Genomic DNA, 2,056 nt, shown 5'->3' with positions numbered 1-2,056 from the left:
ACTGTGGTCCTTGGAAGACGCGGCTCAACTGGTCGCAGCTCGCGGCAGGTTGATGCAGTCGCTTCCCGCGGGCGGCGCGATGCTCGCCGTGCAGGCGGCGGAGGCCGATGTGCTGCGCCTACTGGACGGCACGGAAGACCGTGTCGGTGTGGCGGCCGTGAATGGCCCCGCTCAGGTGGTGCTCTCCGGCGACCGCGAGGTTCTGGAAGGCCTGGAGGAGACGCTCCGCGGCGAGGGCCGCAAGGTGCGCCGGCTGAAGGTCTCGCACGCCTTCCACTCACCGCTCATGGACCCGGTCCTCGACGACTTCCGCAAGGTCGCCGAGAACCTCACCTACCAGGACACCACCCTGCCGGTCGTGTCGAACCTGACCGGCCGCCTCGCCACCGCCGACGAACTGAAGGACCCCGACTACTGGGTTCGCCACATCCGCGAGGCCGTCCGCTTCCACGACGGCCTCGGCGCCCTCACCGGCTTCGGCGTGTCGACCCTCCTCGAGCTGGGCCCCGACTCCGTCCTGACGGCCATGGCCCACGACACCCTCACCGACCCAGTCACACAGACGGGCCTCATCTCCGCCCTGCGCAAGGACCGCCCGGAAACCGACACCTTCCTCACCGCCCTCGCCAAGGCCCACGTGCGCGGCGTCGAGGTCGACTGGACGCCGCTGTACGCCCCGGCCGAGTCCCGCGCCTGCGTCGACCTGCCCACGTACGCCTTCCAGCACCAGCGCTACTGGCCGCGCCCCGGCACCGGCGGCGCGGGTGACGTGTACGCCACCGGCCTGAACCCGGCGGAGCACCCGCTGTTCGGCGCCGCCGTCGCGCTCGCCGACATGGACGGCTACCTCTTCACCGGCCGACTGTCGCTCGCGTCCCACCCCTGGCTCGCGGGCCACGCCCTGGGCGGCACGGTCCTGCTTCCGGCCACGGCCTTCGTCGAACTCGCCCTGCACGCCGGGCACCGCGTCGGCTGCGCCCACCTGGAGGAACTGACGCTCCAGGCGCCGCTGATCCTGCCCGAGCGCGGCGCCGTACAGATGCAGCTCGCCGTCGGCGCCGCCGACACCTTCGGCCGCCGCCCGGTGAACCTCTACTCCCGCCCGCAGGCCGTGCCCTCCAACGACGCCTCGTCCGAGGACCTGTGGTCCGACGAGCCCTGGCTGCGCCACGCCACGGGAACACTCGCCCCCGCCCCGGCCGCCCGCCCCGCCGACGCCGACCTCACCCAGTGGCCCCCGGCCGACGCCGAACACGCCGAGACCGACGCGCTGTACGACAGCCTCGCCGCTGCCGGATTCAGCTACGGCCCGGCCTTCCAGGGGCTGCGGTCCGTCTGGCGGCGCGGCGACGAACTCTTCGCGGAGGTCGCGCTGCCCGACGAGGAGCGCGCCGAGGCCGCCGAGTACGGCCTGCACCCGGCGCTCCTCGACGCCGCCCTGCACCCGCTCGGCCTCGGCACCTTCGTGTCCGACACCGAGCAGGGCCGCATGCCGTTCTCCTGGACCGGCGTGAGCCTGCACGCGACCGGCGCGTCCGAACTGCGCGTCCGCCTCACCGCCGCCGGAACCGACGGCGTTTCCCTGTCCATCGCCGACGCCTCCGGCGCACCGGTCGCCGCCGTCGACTCCCTCGTCCTGCGACCCATCGCCGCACCGGACACGGACGCCGTGCAGAGCGTCCGCCACGACTCGCTGTTCCGCGTGGACTGGAGCGTGGTGTCCGCGCCCGCACCCGGGTCGGCAGGCGCCTGTGCCGTCCTGGGCGCGGACGCGTTGGGGCTGCGTACGGCGTTGGAGAGCGCCGGGGCAACTGTGACGGCGTACGCGGATGTGGCCGAGCTGGCCGAGGCGGTCGACGGCGGGGCTGTCGTGCCGGAGTCCGTGTTCGTGTCGTGCGTCGGTGAGGCTCGTGCCGGGGACATGGCCGGGTCCGTGCGTGCCTCTCTGTACGACACTTTGAGCACGGTGGGGGAGTGGCTGGCGTTCGAGGGCGGCGACGGCTCCCGTTTGGTGGTGGTGACGTCCGGTGCCGTGGGTGTGGGCTCCGGTGACGTC

The 2,056-nt window shown here is 73.2% G+C and carries 1 protein-coding gene; it reads left to right on the top strand.

What is annotated here, in order from left to right:
- Nucleotides 1–10: 10 nt before the first annotated feature.
- The coding region (locus ADL01_RS19485) for an acyltransferase domain-containing protein (protein WP_267889929.1) at nt 11–2,056 on the top strand (2,046 nt) is incomplete at its 3' end.

Origin of the sequence: Streptomyces sp. NRRL WC-3618 (assembly GCF_001280005.1) — a bacterium.
In the GTDB taxonomy this organism is placed as follows: Bacteria; Actinomycetota; Actinomycetes; order Streptomycetales; family Streptomycetaceae; genus Streptomyces.
The sequence above is the reverse complement of the archived record's forward strand: the minus strand, read 5'-3'. Positions and strand labels throughout refer to the sequence as shown.